We start from the raw sequence: 16,979 nt of genomic DNA on the forward strand, positions 1-16,979 counted from the left end.
GCATGCCAGACGCAGGGAGGACGACATGACGAGCGAAATCCGCCGGACCTTCTATCCGCTGATCCGGTCCACCGACCCCGCCAAGTCGATGGAGTGGCTGGAGAAGGCGTTCGGCTTCGAACCCATAGGCGTCTACAAGGACGACGCCGGCGACATCGTCCACGCGGAGATGCGGTACGACACCGGCCTGTTCATGTTCGGCAAGGCCGACACCGCGAAAGCGGCCGTCTACGTCGCGATCGACGATCCCGACGCCCACCACGACCGCGCCAAGGCCGCCGGCGCCGAGATCTTCCGCGAACTCACCGACCAGGACTACGGCTCCCGCGACTACGCCGCCCGCGACCTGGACGGCAACGAATGGTACTTCGGCACCTACCGCCCCTGACCCCGCCTCCAGGGTGATCGATATTCGGAGGCCGGGGCGGCGGCTCCGGTGTTACCGTGCGGGGGCCGGCCGCGGGACTTCGGTGTGACTTCCGGAACCCGCCTGTGAAGCGATGATTCGCTGTTCGCGCCCTCATTCCCCGGCCGGCGCCTTTCTACCCCGGGGGAGTGATGAGCGAGACGTTCGCGGACCTCGTCGCGTGCGAGGACGTGCTCATGTTCGTCAACGCGGCGATCACGTCGACCGGGCAGCGGGAGTTCCATCACCACTCCGGCGAGCAGCGGCTCAGCCTCGAATTCCTGCATGAATACATGCTGGAGAACTACCGCGACATGTACGCGGCCGTCCTCGCCGTGGACGTCAACGACCACAACGCGGCCATCATCGTCCGGAACCTGCTCGTGCGGGCGGGGGACGCCGGGGTCGAGCAGCGCCGCAGGGAGGGGCGGCTGATCGCGCGGCGGCTGGAGACGATGCCGCAGCAGCGGGTGTACCGGGTGTTCCGGGATCTACGGCGGCGCGGGGTGAACAACCGTCGGACGCGCGCCATCATCCGCGACTGGATGGCCGGCCGCCGCGACCCGGCGTTCGACTCCGTCAAGTACCGGGCGGCCGTGAAGGACGCCGCGCGGCACGCGCATCTCCGGCTTCGCGGAGAGCAGCGGGCGTTCCTTTTCGCGCCGTCCAGTGTCAAGGCGTTCCAGACGCCGATCTTCGAGCAGTGGCGGCGGGCGCACTACGACAAGTCCGCGATCTACGAGCTTCCGTACACGGTCGCGGAGGGTTTCGCGGCGAAGCACGGTATTCCGCGCGAGGTCTTCCTGGAGCGCATCCAGCCCCGGATGACGAGGCTGGAGCGGCTGCGGCTCCAGGAGAACGCGCGGGAGGCGAAGGTCGAGGCCGTCCGCGCGGATCTGCGGGAGATGCCCCTCACGCGGCTCGCGTCGTACGTGCTCGCGCTGCCGCTGGACGAGCGGGCGGGGCGGCGGGCCGAACTGTCGGAGGCCCTGCGGACCGCCGCACGGCGCGTCGCCGGCGCGGCCCGCGGCTCGTGGGGGAAGGTCACCGCCGTCCTCGACGACAGCTACTCCGCGCTGGGCTCGGGGCAGAAGCGGCGCCGTCCGCTCGCGGTCGCGCTCGCGGCGCACTACCTGCTGGAGGCGCTCGCCAAGGAGTACCGGCCGCTGTGGACGTCCGGGCGCACCGATGAGCTTCTCGTCTACCCGTCGGGGCCGACGCCGCTGGGGCAGCGCATCATCGACGCGCTGGAGACCGGCCCCGAACGGCTCCTGATCGTGTCGGACGGCTGGGACAACGCGCCGCCCGGCCTCGCCGCGGACGTCCTGCGGGTCTGGCGGACGCGCCTCGATCCCGGGCACCGGCTCGCCCCCGGCCAGCGCGTCATGATCGTCCATCTCAACCCCGTCTACGACGCGGACGACTTCGACGTGCGGCGGCTGGCGCCGACCGTGCCGACCGCGGGCATCCGCGACGCCGAGGACCTGCCGACGCTGGTCGAGCTGGCGCGGTTCGCCGAGGGGCGGGTCGGCCTGGCCAGGCTGCGGGCGCACCTGGACGACCGGACAACCCGCTTCCTCGGGGAGGAGGCATGACGGTCACGCTGGACGGCCTGGAGACCAGGCCCGCGCAGGTGTGGGGTTCGGTGCGGCTCGTCCCGCTCGTCCGCGACGAGCCCGTCCCCTACCTGCGCCTGCACCGGAAGGTCTACGAGGAGCCGGTGTCGGTGGTGGACGTGGGCGATGCCGTCTACGTCTCGTTCGTCCCGCACGCGTTCGTCGCGACGTGGAGCGACGGCGACCAGACCCAGGCCGCCTCGTACGGGGCGCGCCTGCTGGAGCGCGACACCGGGGCCGCCCCGCCCCGCATGCCCGTGCGATTCACCCGGCGGATGGCCAGGAAGGCGGGCAAGGACCGGCTTCGCTTCCTGCCGCTGCACCTGGCCGTCGAGGGCTACCTGGCACTGCACTTCGGCGGGCCGGAGATCGCCTGGGAGGAGTGGTCGCGCAGGGCGGTCGCGCACGGCCTGTCACCGCGATGCGAGGAGACCTATCTCGGGCGGCAGGTGCGGGACCTGGAGGACGCGCTCAGGATCTTCGAGATCCATCCGGGTCAGTGCGGAGTGCTGGTGTACGTCGCCGACGCGCTGGCGAGCGCGTTCGTCGTCCCGCACCCCGAGGACTACCGGGCGCTGCATCCGACGCTGGTCGAGGACCTCTTCGGCGAGCTGATCTACATCTACGGGCTGCTGGGCGCACCGGCCGGCGACCTGTCCGCGCCGATCGACGACACGGAGATCCGTTCGCTCGACGACCTGCGGACGGCCGCGGACCTACGCCAGGAGGAATGGGCCGCCTTCCACGACGAGGTCATGGCCGGCAGCCTCTTCGACGAGGACGGCTCCCGCCAGGTGGTGCAGCACCTGCACGGGTTCGAGCTGTCGCGGTTCCTGCCGTCCTTCGCGCTGCGCGGGGAGAACCACATCGGCGAGACCATCACCGACGCCGACGGCCGCGTCGCCTACCTGAAGTCGTTCCGGCTCTCGGACGCGCAGGTCAAGCGCGGCTACCTGCTCAGGCGGCTTGCCGAGCACGACTGGCGGCTGGGGGCCACGGCGGCCGCTCTCGGCACGGACAAGGCCGCCCTGGCGCTGCGCCTCGAACGGGCCGGGTTCGGGTATCTGCTGCGCCAGGACGTCCTCGACCACTACCGCGCGCAGCGCGTCACCTGAGACCGGCGAACAGGTCGTCCTCGGTGTCGGGTGCGTCGATCCGGCAGTAGTGGCGGACGAACGCCTCGGCCGAGAACGCCGCCCGCTGCATCTCCTCCGGCAGCCGCAGCAGGAAGATGTTCTCGCCTTGGCTCGCGTGCGCCTGCAGCGCCTTGCGCTTGGCCTCGAAGTGCGCGGCGACGTCCAGCGTGGTGGTGATCAGCTCGTCGGGGGTGCCGAAGTCCTCGGGCGGATCGAAGTCGATCTCCACGCCCGCCTCCCGGACGGCCTCGAACATCTGCTTGATCCCCGAGCGCGGAATGGCCGTGTAATAAAACTTGTCGGGAATTCCGGTCTTTTCGGCTGCGGCGAGCGCGATGCGATGGGCCTGGATGTGGTCGGGGTGCCCGTAGCCGCCCCTCTCGTCGTAGGTGACGACGACCTGCGGGCGGTAGTGCTCCATCAGCCCGGCGAGCCGTCCGGCCGACGTCTCCAGCGGGATGTTCGCGAACGCCGCCGGGTCGTCGTTGGTCGACCACCCGTCCATGCCGGAGTCGCGGTAACCGAGCAGCTCCAGATGGGCGATGTCGAGGAGATCGGCCGAGTCGCGCAGTTCGGCGAGACGGCGCTGCGCGACCTCCTCGGCGTCGTGCCCGGGCTCGCCCGGCTTCACGCCGCCGGAGTCGTCGCCCTGCTCGCCGTTGGTGCAGGTGACCAGGACGGTGCGGACGCCCTCGGCGGCGCAGCGTGCGAGCAGGCCGCCGGTGCCCAGCACCTCGTCGTCGGGGTGGGCGTGCACGGCCATCAGCGTGAGTTCATGCGTCATCGGGACTCCTCGTGACTCGGCCGTCCACTCTACGTCCCGCCCGCCGGAGTCGATCACGTCTGGGACGTGGACTCGGCCGCCGACAGGTCGGCGAGCGTCAGCGGGTGCGCGGGGACGCCGAACGGGAACACCGAGGACGCCTCCAGCCCGTCCACCATGAGCAGCTCGCCGGGTTCGAGGAGCCGCCAGCCGGGGTCGTCGTCGAGCCGCTCGCTGGCGAGGACGCAGGCGGGCGTCGGCTCCCGGTGGGCGGCCACCTCCAGCCCGCCGGGCTCGCGGCCCGAGTCCAGCCGCCGCGTGGCGCCGGGCTCGGTCAGGTCGGGGGTGAGCACCCACAGCTCGTGGGTGCCGGGGTAGCGCAGCGCCCACAGCCGCTTCGACTCGGCCAGCAGGACGTTCAGCGCGAAGAGGGGCAGCTCGGCGGCGATGCGCCGGACGGCCGTGATCAGCCCGGACGCGGTGTCGCCGCGCCGCCGGATCTCCGCGGTGATGTAGGCGAACACCATCTCCGAGTCGGTCTCGCCCTGCATCAGCGCCCGGTCCACGTCGGTCAGCCACGAGCCGAGGACGTCGAGACCCCGTACCACCCCGTTGTGGGCGAACAGCCGGTCGTGCATGACGAAGGGGTGGGAGTTGTGGACGTCGGGCGCTCCCGTCGACGCGTACCGGACATGGGAGACGAACGTGTGCGACACGACGTGCCGCGCCTCGGCGTTGAAGTCGCAGTCCTGGAACGCCGCGACGGGCGCGCGGTCGCGGACGGGCTCCTCGCCCAGCGAGAACCAGCCGAGGCCCGTCCCGTCGGGCATGCGGCGGCTCTGGAACCGCAGGCTGTCCGGGGCGTCGAGCAGCCAGAACGTGGCGTGGACGCGGGGTCCGCCCGTGGTCATCCCGAACAGCCGGCACATGGCGGGACGATGCCCGCGCAGCCGCGACCTATGACTCCCGGGCGGAAATGACCTTCGACGGGAGGGCCCCGATGCCGTACGGTCCGGTGTATGGGGTCGCCGGTGGTTCTGCTCGACGTCGACGGGGTGCTCAATCCATTCGAACGGCCTGATCGGGGGTTTCAGCGGCATCGCTGCTCGCCCAACGGGGTGACGTTCAAGCTGTGGCTCAATCCCCTGCACGGCCCGTGGCTGCTCGACCTCGTGGAGTCGACGGGCGCGGAGCTCGCCTGGGCGAGCTACTGGTGCGACAACGCCAACGTGTGGATCTCGCCGCGGATCGGGCTGCCGGAGCTGCCGTTCGTCCCGATCCCGCGGTTCCCCGGCATCACGGAGGGCCGCACGCTCGGTGCGTGGAAGGCCCGGCACGTGGCCGCGTGGACGGAGGGCCGGCCGTTCGTCTGGTTCGAGGACGAGCCGGACGCCACCGATTGCATCGCCGCCGAGCCGGACGTCGCCGAGCATCTGCTCGTGGAGATCGACCCGGTGACCGGACTGACCGCTGATCACATCGAGGCCGCCGCGACCTGGCTGCGGGCACTCTCCCGGTGACGGGACCCGGCGGGTCCGCGGATGCCGCGGAGCCCGCCGGGAGCCGGGATGGCGTCAGCAGGTGCCGAGCAGGCGGGTGAGCGCCGACTTCTCCGCCGAGTCGACCGTGAGGCCGTAGCGGTACTTCACGTCGATCCACGACCTGGCGTACAAGCAGTGGAACGACGTGAGCGGCGGCGTCCACTCCGCCGGGTCCTTGTCGCCCTTGGCCTGGTTGACGTTGTCGGTGACCGCCCACAGTTGCGAGCTGGACAGGTCGTTGGCGAACGACTGGCGGCGTGACGTCGTCCAGGAAGAGGCGCCCGACCGCCACGCCTCGGCGAGCGGCACCATGTGGTCGATGTCGAGGTCCGACGGCTGGGTCCAGGCGGCTCCGTCGTAGGGGCTGGTCCAGGAGCCGCCGGTCGGGTAGCAGTCCGAGCCGGTCGTGACGTTGTCGCCGTCCCGTTTGAGGACGACTTCGCGGGTGTTGCAGCCGTCGCCCTGGTCGATCCAGTGCGGGAACTTGTCGCGCGAGTAGCCGTCGCCGGAGCCTTCGGCGGCGACCGTGAGGGCGGCGAGGTGCTGGGACGCGGTGCTCGCGCCGGGCGGGGGCGGCGGGGCGGCGTTGGCGGCGGGGGCGAGCAGTGCCGTCCCGGTGAGGACGGCGGTGAGTGCGCTGGCGGTGATCCCCGTGCGTCTCACGGGAAACTCCTTTTCGCTCGGGAGCACGAGCCGCCAGTCTCAAATAGTTAGATAAACCCGAAATGTCCATCCTGTAAGCGGAGATCACGATCATGTAACGGTGCTCCGGCCGGGAGGTTGCATTCGTCCAAGACGCCCGCCGGAGCGGCTCGTAGCGTCGGGAGCGGACAAGGAAGGGAGCCGACGATGCCGAGATCACCGCTCATGGACCTGGCCTTCGGATTCATGCCGGCGCAGATCATCTACGTGGCCGCCGAAACGGGGCTGGCCGACGCCTTCACCGGTGACGAGCCCCGGTCGAGCGCGGAGCTGGCGAAGGAGACCGGCACCGATGCGCCGTCCCTCCACCGGCTGCTGCGCGGCCTCACCGGGCTGGGCGTCGTGGAGCAGCGCGGGCCGGACCTGTTCGCGCTGACCGCCGAGGGACGGCGGTTGCGCGCAGACGCCCCGGACTCGATCCGGTCGCTGATCATGCTCTTCTGCGGCCCGGAGGTGTGGCGCACGTGGGGCGACATGGCCGAGACGCTGCGCACGGGGGAGTACGCGTGGAAACGCGCCACCGGCAGGACGCCGTTCGAGTTCTTCGCGTCGGACGCGGAACTGTCGGCGACGTTCAACCGGGCGATGGCCGAGCACACCCGCGATGTCGCGCCGGGCGTCATCGCGGCCCATGACTTCGGCAGGTACGCGACGGTCGCCGACCTGGGCGGCGGTGACGGCACGCTGCTCGCCGCGATACTGCGCGCCGAGCCGGGCCTGTGCGGCGTGCTGTTCGACCTGCCCGCCGGGCTCACCGCGGCACCGGGCACCCTGGAAGACGTCGCGGACCGGACCGAGATCGTCCCTGGCGACTTCTTCGAGTCCGTTCCCGAGGGCGCGGACGCCTACGTCCTCAAGAGCGTCATCCACGACTGGCACGACGAGAAGGCCGCCGCGATCCTGCGCACCTGCCGCGCGGCGATGCGTCCGGACGCCCGGCTGCTCATCCTGGAGCAGGTGATGCCGGAGATGCTCCGGCCGGAGTCGGCGGGCATCGTCCGCAACGATCTCAACATGCTCGTGTCGACCGGTGGGCGTGAGCGCACCGAGGCCGAGTTCCGGGACTTGCTGGACGGCGCCGGGTTCTCGGTCGTCTCGCTGGCCGGCCCGCTGCCCCCGTCCGCGTACCACGTCATCGAGGCGAAGCCGGCCGGATGACCTTTGTCAGGGGCCGCTTACGGCGCGGCGCCGGGGCGTGCAGGATAGGAGGCGCCGTGATCAGCCCTGACGAAGGAGTGTCCCGTGAGTACTCTCGCCGGCCGTACGGCCCTGGTCACCGGTGGAAGCCGGGGCATCGGCCGGGCCATCGCCCTGGCCCTGGCCCTGGGCGGCGCCCGGGTCGCCGTCGCCTACCGCCGCGACGAGGAGGCCGCGCGCAAGACCGTCGCCGACATCGAGGCCGCCGGAGCGCACGGCCACGCGTTCCGCGCCTCGGTCGACGACCTCGACCAGTGCCGTGCTCTGGCCGCCCAGGTCGAGTCCGGACTGGGCGCCCTGGACATCCTCGTTCACTGCGCCGGCGTGGCCAGCCGCGGCAACAGCGTGGCCGAGACCGACCCCGCCGAACTGGAACGGGTCGTGCGCGTGCACGCCCTCGGCCCGCACCACCTCAGCCAGGCGCTGCTGCCGCTGATGCGGCGGGCCGAGCGAAGCGACATGGTGTTCGTGTCCAGCGTCGTCACCGACCACATGCCCGCGTTCGGTGGCCCCTACGCGATGGGCAAGGCCGCGATGGAGGCGCTCGCGCAGGTCATCGCCAAGGAGGAGCGCGGCAACGGCATGCACGTCAACGTCGTCGCCCCGGGCCTCGTGGACACCGATATGGGACGCAGGCTGGTGCGCGCCACGACCGGCATCGAGGACATCCGGCAGCGGGACGCACTGTCCCCGTACGGGCATGTGTGCACGCCCGAAGAGGTCGCGGACGTGGTGCGGTTCCTCGTCTCGGACGCCGCGTCCTACGTCACCGGGCAGCGCATCGTCGTGGACGGCGGGACGTTCTGACGGTCAGTGGCGCGTCCAGTCGGGCTGGACGAAGTCGGCGACCCTGGCCGGCCTCCCCAGCAGCACCACCTCGCGGAACTGCCACAGCATCGCGCCGGTCGGGGCGTGGACCCGCCAGTCCGGGCCCAGCCACATCTGGAGCAGGTGCCCGCCGTCCGGCTGCGGGACCCACTTCGGGGTGTCGTCCGCGGCGAGCCTCCGCAGGCTCGCGTGGTGGACGGAGTGGACCTCGTCCGGGCTCGGCGTCAGCGGACCCGGGTCCTCCAGCACCACCACGACCGGCGTGATCGCGAAGCCGGAGGCGGCGGGGAAGTCGTCGAGCCCGCCGAGGACGTCGGCGGGGCCGGCGGTCAGGCCGATCTCCTCGCGCAGTTCGCGCAGCGCCGCCTGCTCCGGCGTCTCGCCGTCCTCCAGCCGGCCGCCCGGCAGCCCCCACTGGCCGGCGTTCCGGCCCCGGTAGGCACGCCTGATGACGATCACCGACGGGACGCCGTCGTGCTCCACCGCGCACAGGACGACCCCCGCGCGGCGCAGGCCGGGCGCGTCCGGGACCGTCGTGCGCTCGAAGGAGCCGAGCCGGTCGGCGGCGAGCGTGCGGAACGCGTCGAGGTCGTCGAGTGGATCGCGGGGGTCGGGGGTCATCCCCCGATAGTGCCAGGCCCCGCCTCGCGCGCGTATCGCGCGGGCGAGGTGCCCACGGCGGCGGTGAAGTCGCGGGTGAAATGCGCCTGGTCGGCGTAGCCCAGCTCGGCCGCCAGCGTGGCCCAGTCCACGGCCGTCCCGGACGCGGCGCGCTCCGCGGCCTCCTGCATCCGGAACCGCCGGATCACCCACTTCGGGCCGATGCCGACGTACTCGTGGAACAGGCGTTGCAGGCTCCGCGCGCCGAGCCCGACGTCCGCGGCCAGGTCGTCCACCCGGACCAGGCCGGGCCGCGCCGCGATCCGCTCGACGACCGCTGCGGCCCGCTCGGCGGACGGGTCGGGCTCGGGCTCGCGCCCGATCAGGAACGCCTCCACCCGCGCGACCGCCTCCTCGGCGCCGGAACAGGCGAAGATCTCGGCCGCGACCGCCGTGCCCGCCGCGCCGAACACCTCGTCCACCGCGGCGAACCGGCCGGTCAGCGTGGAGACCGGCGCGTCCATGAAGGGCCGGAACCCGCCCGGCCGGAAGGCCGCCCCCACCACGCGTCCCTCGTCGCGGATCTCCTCGGTGAAGTCGTCCCGCACCACGCCGACGATCCGGGCCCGCCCGGTTCCCTCGGTCAGGAAGTTCGTGAAGGACAGGTGGACGGACGGCCGGGTGAGCACCTGCTGGCGGTGCGGCGGACGTCCCCGCAGGTCCCAGCGCAGCACCCAGAAGTTCGCGACGAACGGGGTGAGCGCGAGTGCCGGCGCGATCCGCTCCACCTGGAAGCGCTCCAGCCCGGTCCGCGCGCGCAGGATGCCCCGCGTCCCACCGGGTAGGGGTCGTTCCATCAGCCAAGGCTAACGCTGTCGCGTTTCTTCAAGACCGGCGCCGCACGCCCGTCCTAGCGTGGAACCGTGTTCGAACGGATGAGCGAAGGACAGATCATGGACATCCGGAGCCAGATGCTTCCCGCCGCGGAGGCCGCGGCGCGGATCGTTCTGGAGATACCCGAGACGAAGATGGACGCGCCCACCCCGTGCCCCGACTGGGACGTGCGCGCCCTCGTCAACCACCTGATCCTGTGGAACGGGCGAGGCGAGGCCGCCGCGCGCAGGCTGCCGGTCGCCGGCCCCGGTGAGGACCACGACTTCACCGCCGAGCCGCACTGGGCCGAACGGTTCGCGGAGCAGGCCCGCAAGACCGCCGAGGCGTGGCAGGACCCGGCCGCCTGGGAGGGCAACACCAGCCTCACCGGCAACAAGGAGGGAATGCCGGCCGAGTTCATCGCCGGGATCGTCTTCGGCGAATGCGTCGCGCACGGCTGGGACCTCGCCGTCGCCACCGGCGGCGAGCCCGCCTTCCCGCCGCCGGTCGTCCAGGCGGCGTGGGAGCAGATCGTCCCCACGGCCGAGATGAGCCGCCGGTACGGGGCCCTCGGCGCCGAGATCCCCGTCCCCGAGGACGCCCCGCTGCTCGACCGCGTCCTCGGGATGGCGGGCCGCGACCCGCACTGGAAGCCCTGAAAGACCTGCCCGGCGCGCGGGTCCCGGCGCGAGCGGGACCCCGCGCGCTCTACCCTGGAAGGCATGTCTTCGACCTCTTCGATCCGCGTACGCTTCGCACCCTCACCGACCGGCATGTTCCATGTCGGCGGCGCCCGCTCGGCGCTGTTCAACTGGGTGATGGCCGCGCAGTCCGGCGGGACGCTCGTGCTGCGGATCGAGGACACCGACGCCTCCCGCAACAGCCCCGAATGGACCGAGGGCATCATCCGCGCCCTCGCCTGGCTCGGGATGGACGGCGAGCAGTACGAGGGCCCCTACTTCCAGTCCGCCAACGCCGACAAGCACGCGGAGGCCGTCCAGACGCTCAGGGGCGACGGCCGCGCGTACTTCTGCGACTGCACCCGCGAGGCCGTGGTCGCCCGCACCGGCGACCAGCACAAGGGCTATGACGGCTTCTGCCGGGACCGCGGGCTTGAGGCGGGCCCCGGACGCGCCCTCCGCTTCCGCACGCCCGACGAGGGCCAGACCACCGTCATCGACCTGCTGCGCGGCAAGCCCGTCTTCGAGAACGTCGTCCTGGAGGACTTCGTCATCGCCCGCGCCGACGGGTCCGTCACGTTCCTGCTGGCCAACGCGGTCGACGACATGAGCCAGGGCATCACCCACGTGGTGCGCGGCGAGGAGCACCTGTCCAACGCGCCCAAGCAGCAGCTGCTGTGGGAGGCGCTCGGCGGGGAGCCGCCCGTGTGGGCGCACGTCCCGGTCATCGTGAACGAGAAGCGGCAGAAGCTGTCCAAGCGCCGCGACAAGGTCGCGCTGGAGGACTACCGCGCCGAGGGCTACCTCGCCGAGGCCATGCGCAACTACCTGATGCTGCTCGGCTGGGCCCCGTCCGACGACCGCGAGATCGTCCCGTGGGACGTGATCGTCGACGAGTTCCGCATCGAGGACGTCAACACCTCGCCCGCGTTCTTCGACGTGAAGAAGCTCCGCGCGATCAACGGCGAGTACATCCGGGCGCTGCCGGTGGAGAAGTTCATCGCCGAGTGCCTGCCGTTCCTGCAGCAGGCCCCCTTCGACGTCGACGTCGCCGTGTTCGCCGAACTGGCGCCGCTGGCGCAGACCCGCGTCGCGCTGCTGTCGGAGATCGTCCAGATGATCGACTTCGCGTTCCTGGACGAGCCCCCGGCCGACGAGCAGTCGTGGAACAAGGCGATGAAGGAGCCCGCCGCCGCGATCCTCGCCGCCGCCGAGGCCGCCTACCTGGACGCGCCGTGGAACGCCGCCGAGCTGAAGGAGCGGCTGGAGCGGATCGGCTCCGAGCACGGGCTCAAGCTCGGCAAGACGCAGGCGCCCGTCCGCGTCGCCGTCACCGGCCGCACCGTGGGCCTGCCGCTGTTCGAGTCCCTGGAGATCCTCGGCCGCGACCGCACACTCGCCCGCATCGCCGCGGCGCGCGCCGCGCTGAACGGGGGCTGATCCGGGTCAGGGCGCGGCGGGCGACTCGCCGTCCAGGGCCTGGCGCAGGCCGGTCAGGCGGCGGGTGAGCTCGTCGAAATCCTCCCGGCGGGCCGGGGGGAAGTGCTTGCCCACCGCCTCGGCCTGTTCCTCCACCAAGGCCAGGTGGTCCCTGGCGTGCACCAGCGCCGCCTCCTCGTCGGGACGCTCGTTCAGCAGGGTCTTCTGCTCGCGGAGGAGGGCGGCCTGCTCTCGCAGCAGCGTGGTCTGGTCGCGCAGCTGCTTGTTCTTGTTGTGCAGCTCCACGAACACCGACACCTTCGCGCGCAGCACCCACGGGTCGAACGGCTTGGAGATGAAGTCGACCGCGCCCGCCGCGTAGCCGCGGAAGGCGTAGTCGGGGTCGCTGTTCACCGCCGTGAGGAAGATGATCGGCAGGTCGCGGGTCTTCTTGCGGCGCTTGATGTCGCGGGCCGTCTCGAACCCGTCCATCCCCGGCATCACGACGTCCAGCAGGATGACGGCGTACTCCTCGGTGAGCAGCGCCTTCAGCGCGTCCTCGCCGGACCGCGCCCGGACCAGATCCTGATCGAGCGAGCTGAGGATGGCCTCCAGCGCGATCAGGTTCTCCTCGCGGTCGTCCACGAGCAGGATCTTCGCCTTGTCGTCCACGCGCGCCTCTCCGATTCCGGTCCCCGCCACCGCCGCACGACCCTCGCGGCGACCCTACTGCCCAGGCGTTTCCTCTCCTCAGCGGACGATGGAGGGTTGCAGCCAGTTCCTCATGACGTCAAGAAGATGGTCCACGTCCACGGGCTTCGGGACATAGTCCGACGCGCCCGAGGAGAGACTCTTCTCCCGGTCCTCCTTCATCACCTTGGCCGTGATGACGATGATCGGCAACTCGGCGAACTGCGGCATCTCCCTGATCGCTGCCGTGGTGGCGTAGCCGTCGAGGCCCGGCATCATGATGTCCATCAGGACGACCGCGACGTCCGGGTTGCGGTGCAGGACGTCGATTCCGGCCTGGCCGTCCTCGGCGTAAAGGACCTCCATGCCGTAGCCCTCCAGGACGCTGGTGAGCGCGAACACGTTCCGCACGTCGTCGTCGACGATCAGGACCTTACGGCCCGACAGGACCGTGTCGAGGAAGTCCGCGGGCGGCTCCTCCAGCAGTCCGTTCAGCGAGGGCTCCGGCTCGTCGGGGCGCTCCCCGCCGGGCGGGCGCTGCTCGACCGGCAGCCCGGTCTCACCGGCCGCGGCCCGTGAGACCGGCCCCGGCGCGCCGCCGTTACGGGGCCGGCGGCCGGGGACGATGCCGGGCATCGCCTCCGCCGCCGCGGCCGGCTCGTCCGGCAGCGCCGCGCGGCGCCTGCCGTCACGGTCGCTGTACTGGGCGGGCAGATAGAGGGTGAACACGCTGCCGCGGCCGGGCTGGCTCTCGGCGTGGATCTCCCCGCCCAGCAGCCGCGCGATGTTCCGGCTGATCGACAGGCCGAGGCCGGTGCCGCCGTAGCGGCGGCTCGTGGTCCCGTCGGCCTGCTGGAACGGCTCGAAGATCTCCTGCAGCTTGTCGGCGCTCACCCCGATCCCGGTGTCGATCACCCGGAACGCGATCACGTCGGGGGTGTTCCACAGCGCGGGCAGCGTGAAGTCGATGTCGCCGGCCCGCTCGATCAGCAGCCGCACCTCGCCCTCCGCGGTGAACTTCACGGCGTTCGACAGCAGGTTCCGCAGCACCTGCTGCAGCCGCTGCTCGTCGGTGTTCATGGATGCCGGGACGTCCGGCGCGACCTCCACGCCGAAGTGCAGGCCCTTGTCGACCGACAGCGGCCGGAACGTCGCCTCCACGTAGTCGACCAGCGCCGACACCGACAGCCGCTGCGGATGCGCCTCCATCTTCCCGGCCTCGACCTTCGCCAGGTCCAGGATGTCGTTGATGAGCTCCAGCAGGTCGGTGCCGGACTCGTGGATCGTCCGCGCGAACTCCACCTGCTTGCCGGTGAGGTTGCCGTCCTGGTTCTCCGACAGCAGCTTGGCCAGCACCAGCAGGCTGTTCAGCGGCGTGCGCAGCTCGTGCGACATGTTCGCCAGGAACTCCGACTTGTACCGCGACGAGATCGCCAGCTGCTCGGCGCGCTCCTCCAGCGTCCGCCGGGCCTGCTCGATCTGGAAGTTCTGGATCTCGATCGCGCGGTTCTGCTGGGCCAGCAGCGCCGCCTTCTCCTCCAGCTCGGTGTTGGAGTGCCGCAGCTCGCCCTGCTGGCGCTGCAGCTCGTCCGACCGCTCCTGCAGCTCCTGGGCGAGCCGCTGCGACTCGCCGAGCAGCGCCTCGGTCCGCGTGTTGGCGCGGATCGCGTTGAGCGTGACCCCGATGGTCTCGATCAGCTGGCTGAAGAACGCCAGGTGGACGTCGCTGAACCGGCCGAACGACGCCAGCTCGATCGCGCCGAGCACCTCGTCCTCGAACACGATCGGCAGCACGATGATGTTGACCGGGGACGCCTCGCCCAGCCCCGACCCGAGCTTGACGTAGTCGGCGGGCGCGTCGGCGATCAGCAGCGGCCGGCGTTCCTGCGCGGCCTGCCCGACGAGTCCCTCGCCCAGGTTGAACCGGACGATGCCGCCGCGGTGCCGACGGGTCCCGTACCCGGCGATCAGCACCAGCTCGGTCTCCTCGCCCGCGTTCTCCGCCAGGTAGAAGGCGCCGTACTGGGCGCTCGCGGTCGGCGTCAGCTCCCGCATGATCAGTTCGGCGACCTGCATCAGGTCGCGGTGACCCTGCATGAGCCCGCCGATCCGGGCCAGGTTGGTCTTGAGCCAGTCCTGCTCCTCGTTGGCGCGGGTCGTCTCCCGCAGCGTCGCGACCATCAGGTTGACGTTGTCGCTCAGCTCCGCGACCTCGCCACGCGCCTCCACGGTGATCGTCCGGGTCAGGTCCCCGGTGGCGACCGCGCTCGCGACCTCGCCGATCGCGCGGACCTGGGTGGTCAGGTTGCCGGCCAGCTCGTTGACGCTCTCGGTCAGCCGCTTCCAGGTGCCGGACACGCCTTCGACCTCGGCCTGGCCGCCGAGCCGGCCCTCGATGCCGACCTCACGGGCGACCCGGGTGACCTCCGACGCGAACGACGACAGCGTGTCCACCATCGTGTTCAAGGTCGTCTTCAGTTCCAGGATCTCGCCCTGCGCGTCCACGTCGATGCGCCGCGTCAGGTCGCCGTGCGCGACCGCCGTCGCGACCTGCGCGATGTTGCGCACCTGGTAGGTCAGGTTGGACGCCATCCCGTTGACGTTGTCGGTCAGGTCCTTCCACATGCCGCCCGCGCCGGGCACCCGGGCCTGGCCGCCGAGGCGGCCCTCGGTGCCGACCTCGCGTGCCACGCGGCTGACCTCGTCGGCGAACGCCGACAGCGTGTCGACCATCGTGTTCAGGGTGGTCTTCAGTTCCAGGATCTCGCCCTGCGCGTCGACCTCGATCTGGCGGGTCAGGTCGCCCTGCGCCACCGCGGTGGTCACCTGAGCGATCCCGCGCACCTGGTTGGTCAGGTTGTTGGCCATCGAGTTGACGTTGTCGGTCAGGTCGAGCCAGACCCCGCCGGCCCCCGGCACGATCGCCTGGCCGCCGAGCCGTCCCTCCGTGCCCACCTCGCGGGCCACCCGGGTCACCTCGGACGCGAACGCCGACAGCGTGTCCACCATCGCGTTCACGGTGTCCTTCAGCTCCAGGATCTCGCCCTGCGCGTCGACCGTGATCTTCTTGCCGAGGTCGCCTTCGGCGACGGCCGTGGTGACCTGGGCGATGTTGCGCACCTGGTAGGTGAGGTTGGACGCCATCCCGTTGACGTTGTTGGTCAAGTCCTTCCAGACGCCGCTGACGCCCGGGACGCGGGCCTGGCCGCCGAGGCGGCCCTCGGTGCCGACCTCGCGGGCGACTCGGGTCACCTCGTCGGCGAACGCCGACAGCGTGTCGACCATGGTGTTCACGGTGTCCTTCAGCTGCAGGATCTCGCCCTGCGCGTCGACCGTGATCTTCTTGCCGAGGTCGCCTTCGGCGACGGCGGTGGTGACCTGGGCGATGTTGCGCACCTGGTAGGTCAGGTTGTTGGCCATCGCGTTGACGTTGTCGGTCAGGTTCTTCCAGACGCCGCTGACGCCCGGCACGTTGGCCTGCCCGCCCAGCTGCCCCTCGGTGCCGACCTCCCGGGCCACACGGGTGACCTCGTCGGCGAACGCCGACAGCTGGTCGACCATCGTGTTCACGGTCAGCTTCAGCTCCTGGAGCTCACCGGTCGCCTCCACCGTGACCTTGCGGGTCAGGTCGCCGCTGGCCACCGCCGTGGTGACCTCCGCGATGTCGCGGACCTGCGATGTCAGCCGCGCCGCCATCACGTTCACCGACGCGGTCACGTCCCGCCACCGGCCGGTCATGCCGCGCGCCGGGGCCTGCCCGCCGAGCCGGCCCTCGGTGCCGACCTCGCGGGCGAACTGGGTGACCTCCCAGGTGAACTGGTCGAGCAGCTCCACCATGCCGTTGACCGACTTGGCCATGCGCAGCAGCTCGCCGCGCATGGGCCGGCCGCGCACCCGCAGTTCGACACGCTGGCTCAGGTCGCCGGCCGCCACCGCCTCCACCACCTGGCTCATCCCGGTGGCCAGGTCGGTGAGCTTGTCGATGATCGCGTTGGAGTCCTCCACCGCGCTGGCCCAGGTGCCCCGCAGCGTGCCCGGGGTCAGCCGGCCCCGCAGCTGGCCCTCCCGGCCGATCTCGCGCCGGACGCGGCTCAACCCCGAGGACAGCTCCATGCCGTTCTGCCGGATCTCCTCCAGGATCGCCGCGGCCTCCGCCACGGCGCCCTCGCCCGGCACGTCCAGCTCCGATCTCGCCCTGCCGTCCCGGACGGCGATCAGCGCCTTGAGGAGCGGTTCGAGATCTGCGTCACTGTAACGCGGGGCGGTGTCGCGGTACCCGCCGCCGGGGCGGGCACGAGACGCGGTACGCGGCATGCTCTTCATCCTCCTGGCCCGCGATTCATCGGTTATCCGGATACCACGGACTCCTGTTCTGGGGGCCTCTTCCGGCAGCACCTGTACTCTACGTCGCCGCGCGGCGGCGGAACCCTCCGCGCACTGGTGGTGACCGGACGGTACTGACCGTGCATCCGCCCTTGTAGCCTTCGTGTTACGGTCTGTCGTGTCGTGGCGGGGGGTCGCGAACACC

General features: G+C 71.3%; 15 protein-coding genes. 8 read left to right on the forward strand and 7 right to left on the reverse strand.

What is annotated here, in order from left to right:
• The first annotated feature begins 25 nt into the window (after positions 1 to 25).
• The 3 genes from ACQPZP_RS18575 (at position 26) to ACQPZP_RS18585 (ending at position 3,137) form a co-directional block, all read left to right on the forward strand.
• The gene (locus tag ACQPZP_RS18575) at positions 26 to 388 is read left to right on the forward strand and encodes a VOC family protein (protein ID WP_433478868.1); all 363 of its coding nucleotides are present in this window, start codon (positions 26 to 28) and stop codon (positions 386 to 388) included.
• 170 nt (positions 389 to 558) lie between these two features.
• Positions 559 to 2,001, forward strand: coding sequence for a hypothetical protein (locus ACQPZP_RS18580; RefSeq protein ID WP_433478869.1), 1,443 nt, complete (start codon positions 559 to 561; stop codon positions 1,999 to 2,001).
• Positions 1,998 to 3,137 (forward strand): ARPP-2 domain-containing protein, encoded by a 1,140-nt coding sequence (locus ACQPZP_RS18585; RefSeq protein WP_433478870.1) that lies wholly within the window; start codon positions 1,998 to 2,000, stop codon positions 3,135 to 3,137. Before ACQPZP_RS18580 ends, ACQPZP_RS18585 begins: the two co-directional genes overlap by 4 nt.
• Here the strand turns inward: ACQPZP_RS18585 and ACQPZP_RS18590 are convergent.
• Both ACQPZP_RS18590 and ACQPZP_RS18595 read right to left on the reverse strand, forming a co-directional pair.
• Positions 3,130 to 3,942 carry a PIG-L family deacetylase gene (locus ACQPZP_RS18590; RefSeq protein WP_433478871.1) on the reverse strand — a complete coding sequence of 271 codons (813 nt, stop codon included), beginning with the start codon at positions 3,940 to 3,942 and terminating at the stop codon, positions 3,130 to 3,132. The two genes, ACQPZP_RS18585 and ACQPZP_RS18590, sit on opposite strands and share 8 nt — an antisense overlap.
• 53 nt (positions 3,943 to 3,995) lie before the next feature.
• Positions 3,996 to 4,850 carry a class II glutamine amidotransferase gene (locus ACQPZP_RS18595; RefSeq protein WP_433478872.1) on the reverse strand — a complete coding sequence of 285 codons (855 nt, stop codon included), beginning with the start codon at positions 4,848 to 4,850 and terminating at the stop codon, positions 3,996 to 3,998.
• A 90-nt stretch (positions 4,851 to 4,940) separates the two neighbouring features.
• On the opposite strand from ACQPZP_RS18595, the gene ACQPZP_RS18600 reads away from it, so the two are divergent.
• On the forward strand, positions 4,941 to 5,441 hold the full coding sequence (locus tag ACQPZP_RS18600) for an HAD domain-containing protein (RefSeq protein WP_433478873.1): 501 nt from the start codon (positions 4,941 to 4,943) through the stop codon (positions 5,439 to 5,441).
• Positions 5,442 to 5,495: 54 nt separating this feature from the next.
• Here ACQPZP_RS18600 and ACQPZP_RS18605 read toward each other — a convergent pair whose 3' ends face one another.
• Entirely contained in the window at positions 5,496 to 6,125 is a 630-nt protein-coding gene (locus tag ACQPZP_RS18605; protein WP_433478874.1) for an HNH endonuclease family protein, read from the reverse strand.
• Between the two features lie 186 nt (positions 6,126 to 6,311).
• Here ACQPZP_RS18605 and ACQPZP_RS18610 point away from each other — a divergent pair, with 186 nt between their 5' ends.
• Entirely contained in the window at positions 6,312 to 7,322 is a 1,011-nt protein-coding gene (locus ACQPZP_RS18610) for a methyltransferase (RefSeq protein WP_433478875.1), read from the forward strand.
• Between the two features lie 84 nt (positions 7,323 to 7,406).
• Positions 7,407 to 8,168: an SDR family NAD(P)-dependent oxidoreductase gene (locus tag ACQPZP_RS18615; protein ID WP_433478876.1), complete on the forward strand. Its 762-nt coding sequence runs from the start codon at positions 7,407 to 7,409 to the stop codon at positions 8,166 to 8,168.
• Positions 8,169 to 8,171: 3 nt separating this feature from the next.
• On the opposite strand, the gene ACQPZP_RS18620 is transcribed toward ACQPZP_RS18615, so the two are convergent.
• Both ACQPZP_RS18620 and ACQPZP_RS18625 read right to left on the reverse strand, forming a co-directional pair.
• Positions 8,172 to 8,810: an NUDIX hydrolase gene (locus tag ACQPZP_RS18620; protein ID WP_433478877.1), complete on the reverse strand. Its 639-nt coding sequence runs from the start codon at positions 8,808 to 8,810 to the stop codon at positions 8,172 to 8,174.
• The gene (locus ACQPZP_RS18625; RefSeq protein ID WP_433478878.1) at positions 8,807 to 9,646 is read right to left on the reverse strand and encodes a helix-turn-helix domain-containing protein; all 840 of its coding nucleotides are present in this window, start codon (positions 9,644 to 9,646) and stop codon (positions 8,807 to 8,809) included. The genes ACQPZP_RS18620 and ACQPZP_RS18625 overlap by 4 nt, the downstream gene beginning before the upstream one ends.
• 96 nt (positions 9,647 to 9,742) lie before the next feature.
• Here ACQPZP_RS18625 and ACQPZP_RS18630 point away from each other — a divergent pair, with 96 nt between their 5' ends.
• Positions 9,743 to 10,321: a TIGR03086 family metal-binding protein gene (locus ACQPZP_RS18630; protein WP_433478879.1), complete on the forward strand. Its 579-nt coding sequence runs from the start codon at positions 9,743 to 9,745 to the stop codon at positions 10,319 to 10,321.
• 63 nt (positions 10,322 to 10,384) lie between these two features.
• Positions 10,385 to 11,782 carry a glutamate--tRNA ligase gene (gltX, locus tag ACQPZP_RS18635; RefSeq protein ID WP_433478880.1) on the forward strand — a complete coding sequence of 466 codons (1,398 nt, stop codon included), beginning with the start codon at positions 10,385 to 10,387 and terminating at the stop codon, positions 11,780 to 11,782.
• Positions 11,783 to 11,788: 6 nt separating this feature from the next.
• Here gltX and ACQPZP_RS18640 read toward each other — a convergent pair whose 3' ends face one another.
• Both ACQPZP_RS18640 and ACQPZP_RS18645 read right to left on the reverse strand, forming a co-directional pair.
• Positions 11,789 to 12,433, reverse strand: a complete 645-nt coding sequence (locus ACQPZP_RS18640; protein ID WP_433478881.1) for a response regulator — start codon at positions 12,431 to 12,433, stop codon at positions 11,789 to 11,791.
• A gap of 78 nt (positions 12,434 to 12,511) precedes the next feature.
• Positions 12,512 to 16,765 (reverse strand): HAMP domain-containing protein, encoded by a 4,254-nt coding sequence (locus ACQPZP_RS18645; protein ID WP_433478882.1) that lies wholly within the window; start codon positions 16,763 to 16,765, stop codon positions 12,512 to 12,514.
• Between the last annotated feature and the right edge of the window lie 214 nt (positions 16,766 to 16,979).

It is taken from the genome of Spirillospora sp. CA-142024 (assembly GCF_050942325.1).
In the GTDB taxonomy this organism is placed as follows: Bacteria; Actinomycetota; Actinomycetes; order Streptosporangiales; family Streptosporangiaceae; genus Spirillospora.

What these genes read in the sequence shown, in the direction of transcription:
- ACQPZP_RS18580 (WP_433478869.1), top strand. Translation starts at nt 559, where the DNA reads ATGAGCGAGACGTTCGCGGACCTCGTCGCGTGCGAGGACGTGCTCATG.
- ACQPZP_RS18595 (WP_433478872.1), bottom strand. Translation starts at nt 4,850, where the DNA reads ATGTGCCGGCTGTTCGGGATGACCACGGGCGGACCCCGCGTCCACGCC.
- ACQPZP_RS18630 (WP_433478879.1), top strand. Translation starts at nt 9,743, where the DNA reads ATGGACATCCGGAGCCAGATGCTTCCCGCCGCGGAGGCCGCGGCGCGG.
- ACQPZP_RS18585 (WP_433478870.1), top strand. Translation starts at nt 1,998, where the DNA reads ATGACGGTCACGCTGGACGGCCTGGAGACCAGGCCCGCGCAGGTGTGG.
- gltX (WP_433478880.1), top strand. Translation starts at nt 10,385, where the DNA reads ATGTCTTCGACCTCTTCGATCCGCGTACGCTTCGCACCCTCACCGACC.
- ACQPZP_RS18645 (WP_433478882.1), bottom strand. Translation starts at nt 16,765, where the DNA reads ATGCCGCGTACCGCGTCTCGTGCCCGCCCCGGCGGCGGGTACCGCGAC.
- ACQPZP_RS18600 (WP_433478873.1), top strand. Translation starts at nt 4,941, where the DNA reads ATGGGGTCGCCGGTGGTTCTGCTCGACGTCGACGGGGTGCTCAATCCA.
- ACQPZP_RS18610 (WP_433478875.1), top strand. Translation starts at nt 6,312, where the DNA reads ATGCCGAGATCACCGCTCATGGACCTGGCCTTCGGATTCATGCCGGCG.
- ACQPZP_RS18590 (WP_433478871.1), bottom strand. Translation starts at nt 3,942, where the DNA reads ATGACGCATGAACTCACGCTGATGGCCGTGCACGCCCACCCCGACGAC.
- ACQPZP_RS18620 (WP_433478877.1), bottom strand. Translation starts at nt 8,810, where the DNA reads ATGACCCCCGACCCCCGCGATCCACTCGACGACCTCGACGCGTTCCGC.
- ACQPZP_RS18625 (WP_433478878.1), bottom strand. Translation starts at nt 9,646, where the DNA reads ATGGAACGACCCCTACCCGGTGGGACGCGGGGCATCCTGCGCGCGCGG.
- ACQPZP_RS18575 (WP_433478868.1), top strand. Translation starts at nt 26, where the DNA reads ATGACGAGCGAAATCCGCCGGACCTTCTATCCGCTGATCCGGTCCACC.